This window comes from Vibrio sp. 10N.261.52.A1, assembly GCF_002876325.1.
Classification (GTDB): Bacteria; Pseudomonadota; Gammaproteobacteria; order Enterobacterales; family Vibrionaceae; genus Vibrio; species Vibrio chagasii.
Window position 1 is genome coordinate 12,375 of record NZ_MCYD01000970.1, and the last position, 4,659, is coordinate 17,033.

Genomic DNA, 4,659 nt, shown 5'->3' on the forward strand with positions numbered 1-4,659 from the left:
TCTCTGAATTCTTCTTTGCCCGGAATCTGCATTGCTAGTCTAAACTGACCGCCTATACGATCATTTTTCTCAATCAAATCAACTTTATGCCCGCGTTGAGCCAAAGTCGTCGCACAAGCTAAACCTGCAGGGCCAGCACCCACTACCGCAATCGTCTTGGTAGCTGGCGCGGGTTGAACAACAATTTCAGTCTCGTGACACGCTCGTGGATTAACCAAACAGCTCGCACGTTTCCCTTTGAATACGTTATCAAGACACGCTTGGTTACAACCAATACAGGTGTTGATGAACTGTGCTTGATCTTGCGCGGCTTTATTGACGAAATCAGGGTCAGCCAAGAAAGGGCGAGCCATGGAGACCATGTCGGCCTGACCGGAGCTGATAATACGTTCTGCTTCTTCAGGTGTATTGATACGGTTACAAGTGATCACGGGAATAGAAACATACGGTTTCACTTTCTCAGTAACCCATGAGAAAGCACCACGTGGTACTTGTGTCGCGATAGTTGGGATACGTGCTTCATGCCAACCAATACCCGTATTGATAATGGTAACGCCCGCCTCTTCAAGCTTTTGAGCCAGTAACACAACATCTTCAAAGGTACTGCCTTGCTCAACCAAATCCAACATCGACAGCCGGAAGATAATAATGAAATCATCGCCCACGGCTTCACGAATCGATTTGACGATCTCTAGTGGGAAACGCATGCGCTTCTCATAAGAGCCACCCCACTCGTCGTAACGCATGTTGGTTCGCTTACAAATAAATTGGTTAATCAAGTAACCTTCAGAGCCCATGATTTCAATGCCGTCGTAGCCTGCCACTTGAGCAAGTTCGGCACTGTTGGCAAAGGCATTGATGGTCTTTTTGATTTGGCGAGGGCTCATTTCGCTTGGCGCAAACTTGGCGATTGGTGCTTTTATACCTGAAGCACTTTGCGCGAATGGGTGCATTGCGTATCGACCAGCGTGAAGTAGCTGCAACGCAATTTTCCCACCGTGCTTATGTACCGCTTCGGTAACAACTTGGTGTGCTTTTGCGTGCTTAACTTTGCTGAATTCAGCACTAAACGGAGATAATCTGCCACGTAAGTTCGGAGAAAAGCCACCTGTAACAATTAGGCCAACGCCTCCTTTTGCTCGCTCTTCGTAAAACGCAGCGAGTTTATGCAGGCCTTCTTTATGCTCTTCTAAACCTGTGTGCATTGATCCCATCAATACACGGTTTCGTAACTGAGTAAATCCAAGATCGAGTGGTTCAAGTAAATGTGGGTACATGGCAGACATCACTTCTATTATTTATCCTTGTGGTCTGACCACAGTATAGCTCAATCACCAAAAGTTCAAACAACCGTTTACATTTTTGTAACACCGATCATAATGCTGAAGGTATTAATCGTTCAGAAGCTCTTAATTTGGCTACACTTAATGAGAATATAAATCGATTGACACTTCTTGGTATAGTTTGAGTTAGGGAATTATCGTAGGATACTAAGCAGTTCATATTATTGAGATTAATGGTACTGCTGCTTGTTAAAGCGACGTAATCTCACTGCGGAGACAGAATGAAAAAAATATTCAAATTTATAGGCATGATCTTCAAGGGGATTTGGAAGCTGATTACGTTTATACGTGTTGCGCTTGTTAACTTAATCTTCTTACTTAGTATCGCCGTTATCTACTTTGTTTACTTCCACTCAGACACTGCACAACCAACTGTGCCTCAACAATCAGCTTTAGTGCTTAACCTGTCGGGTCCGATTGTTGAACAAAGTCGCTATATTAACCCAATGGACTCCGTCACTGGCTCGCTGCTTGGTAAGGACCTGCCAAAAGAAAACATTCTCTTTGATATCGTTGAAACGATTCGCTACGCCAAAGACGATGACAATGTAACTGGTATTGTTTTGGCACTTAAAGAACTGCCAGAGACCAACCTAACTAAGCTGCGCTACATTGCAAAAGCCTTGAATGAGTTTAAAGCTTCAGGGAAGCCAATTTATGCAGTAGGTGACTTCTACAACCAAAGCCAATACTACCTAGCAAGCTACGCAACTAAGGTATACATGTCGCCTGATGGTGGTGTACTTCTTAAAGGTTACAGCGCCTACTCGCTTTACTACAAAACCTTATTAGAGAAGCTTGATGTGAACACTCATGTGTTCCGCGTGGGTACTTACAAATCCGCTATTGAACCCTTCATTCGTGACGACATGTCTGACGCAGCAAAAGAGTCGGCATCACGTTGGTTAGGCCAACTATGGAGTGCTTACGTTGACGATGTGAGCCACAACCGCCAAATTGATGCGAAGACGCTCAACCCAAGCATGGACACTTTCTTAAAAGATCTTGAGTCTGTCGATGGTGACATCGCTAAACTAGCAGAAAAGCTTGGTTTAGTAGATGAGCTAGCCACTCGCCAGCAAGTTCGACTAGAGCTCGCAGATGTGTTCGGCAGTGATGGTCAAGACAGTTACAACGCGCTGGGCTACTACGAGTACCGTGCAACCATGCTTCCAAACATGAACAGTGAATCACACGATGTTGCTGTAATTGTTGCTAGCGGCGCTATTATGGATGGCAAACAGCCACGTGGCACAGTGGGTGGCGATACAACCGCGGCTCTACTTCGCCAAGCTCGTAACGATGACAAAGTTAAAGCCGTCGTTCTTCGAGTGGATAGCCCTGGCGGCAGCGCATTTGCTTCAGAGGTCATTCGCAATGAAATAGAAGCAATTAAGCAAGCGGGTAAACCTGTTGTTGTTTCAATGTCTAGCCTTGCCGCTTCTGGCGGTTACTGGATCTCTATGGGCGCAGACAAGATCCTTGCTCAACCAACAACGTTAACTGGCTCGATTGGTATTTTCAGTGTCATCACTACCTTCGAAAAAGGTTTGAACGACATTGGCGTTTACACGGATGGCGTTGGCACATCACCTTTCTCTGGCCTTGGTATCACGACCGGCTTAACTGATGGTGCTAAAGATGCATTCCAGATGGGTATCGAACATGGCTACCGCCGATTCATCGGTCTAGTTGGAGAAAACCGTGAAATGGGTGTTGATGCGGTCGATAAAATTGCTCAAGGCCGCGTATGGACAGGCCAAGACGCTATGCAAAATGGTCTAGTCGATGAAATTGGTGACTTCGATGATGCGATTGCAGCCGCCGCTTCACTTGCAGAACTCGAAAGCTACAACATCTACTGGGTAGAAGAGCAACTTTCAGCTACTGAGCAGTTTATTCAAGAATTTATGAACCAAGTTCAGATGTCGATTGGTCTTGATATTCAGTCAATGATACCAAGCAGTTTACAGCCTGTTACGCAGCAGTTAGCTCAAGATAGCCAACTATTAAGCAACTTTAACGACCCACAAGGACGTTACGCTTTTTGCTTAAACTGCCAAGTTCAATAATTTAAGCTCAACGCTTTATTATCAAGGGGCGCCTCTGTGTGAGGCGCCTCTTTTTATTACATAATAATTCGCTATAATCGCCCACCTGTTCCCTACATCACACTAAAGTAATAATCGCCATGGAAAGAAAACACATCTATATCGCGTACACCGGCGGCACAATCGGCATGCAAAAATCGCATGATCACGGCTATGTCCCTGTTGCTGGATTCATGGATAAACAGCTTGCTAGTATGCCTGAATTCCATCGCCCAGAGATGCCTGAGTACACCATCCACGAATACTCGCCATTGATGGACTCTTCAGACATGACGCCACTTGATTGGCAGACTATCGCTGATGACATCCGCGCGAACTACGACAAATACGATGGTTTCGTTATCCTGCACGGTACTGACACTATGGCGTACACCGCTTCTGCGTTGTCTTTCATGCTAGAAAACCTTGGCAAACCTGTGATTGTAACCGGCTCTCAGATCCCACTTGCTGAGCTACGTTCTGACGGCCAAGCAAACCTATTGAATGCACTGCACATCGCAGCGAACTACCCAATCAATGAAGTGACACTGTTCTTCAACAACAAATTGATGCGTGGTAACCGCAGCACTAAATCACATGCTGATGGCTTCAATGCGTTTACCTCTCCAAACCTTAACCCGCTGTTGGAAGCTGGTATCAATATCCAGCTAAGCAACAACGTTGTAGTCAACGAGCAACCTGAAGGTGAGTTCAAGGTTCATAACATTACACCGCAACCAATCGGCGTAATCACTATGTACCCAGGCATCTCACACGAAGTGATCCGTAACACGTTACTACAACCTGTTAACGCGATGATCCTGCTTACTTTTGGTGTTGGTAATGCACCACAAAACCCAGAGCTACTTCAGCACCTAAAAGACGCATCAGAGCGCGGTGTTATCGTAGTAAATCTAACCCAATGTTTAGCCGGTAAAGTAAACATGGGTGGTTACGCGACGGGTTGTGCACTTGCTGAAGCAGGTGTGGTCAGTGGTTATGATATGACACCAGAAGCGGCATTAGCGAAACTTCATTACCTATTAAGCCAAAACCTAAGCTACGAAGAAGTGAAAACTCAGATGCAGCAAGTACTGCGTGGTGAGATGAGCTTGTAAGCTCGTTAGGATTCATCTTGAGCGGCTGCTCTTCTATGATGTGAGCAGCATTTTAACGTGAGCCCAATCGTTTTATTGTTTATAAATAAACGACTTAACGTAAAAGGG

At 45.5% G+C, this 4,659-nt stretch carries 3 protein-coding genes; 2 read left to right on the forward strand and 1 reads right to left on the reverse strand.

What is annotated here, in order from left to right; genetic code table 11:
- The coding region (locus BCT81_RS21085) for a 2,4-dienoyl-CoA reductase FMN-binding domain-containing protein (protein WP_198596936.1) at window positions 1-1,286 on the reverse strand (1,286 nt) is incomplete at its 3' end.
- A 278-nt stretch (window positions 1,287-1,564) separates the two neighbouring features.
- Here BCT81_RS21085 and sppA point away from each other — a divergent pair.
- Both sppA and ansA read left to right on the forward strand, forming a co-directional pair.
- Window positions 1,565-3,415, forward strand: a complete 1,851-nt coding sequence (gene sppA / locus BCT81_RS21090; protein ID WP_102425717.1) for a signal peptide peptidase SppA — start codon at window positions 1,565-1,567, stop codon at window positions 3,413-3,415.
- 119 nt (window positions 3,416-3,534) lie between these two features.
- Complete coding sequence (gene ansA / locus BCT81_RS21095) at window positions 3,535-4,551, forward strand: asparaginase (RefSeq protein ID WP_061033747.1); 1,017 nt, start codon at window positions 3,535-3,537, stop codon at window positions 4,549-4,551.
- Window positions 4,552-4,659: the final 108 nt, after the last annotated feature.